This window comes from Vibrio sp. 10N.222.49.C9, from assembly GCF_041474985.1.
Taxonomy (GTDB): Bacteria; Pseudomonadota; Gammaproteobacteria; order Enterobacterales; family Vibrionaceae; genus Vibrio; species Vibrio crassostreae_C.
Window position 1 is genome coordinate 1 of record NZ_JBFRVD010001635.1, and the last position, 323, is coordinate 323.

At 47.1% G+C, this 323-nt stretch carries 1 protein-coding gene; it reads right to left on the minus strand.

Annotated features, from left to right (window positions below; translation table 11 throughout):
• The coding region (locus tag AB4585_RS29595; RefSeq protein ID WP_372172412.1) for a MarR family winged helix-turn-helix transcriptional regulator at positions 1–323 on the minus strand (323 nt) is incomplete at both ends.

The window sequence follows — 323 nt, forward strand, 5'->3', positions numbered from 1 at the left end:
TCTAGGAGCTGTTCTAACTGCTGCTTCTCGTCTGCCGTTAAAACATCCAATTGACGCTGCTCCTGCTGATGCAATGTAAGCGCCACCTGTTCGATGAGTTTGCGTCCAGTATCAGTCAATTTGACCAGTTTGCTGCGTCCATCCTGCGGATTTTCCAGTCGTTCAACTAAACCTGCTTTTTCAACGCGACTGAGGACTTTAGTTAACCCGCCAGAGCTGAATAGCATTGAGCGATACAAATCCGTAGGCGATAAACAATAAGGCTCACCACTGCGTCTTAAGGTCATCAATATGCCGAAGTCTGCTTTTTGCAGGTCATGTAC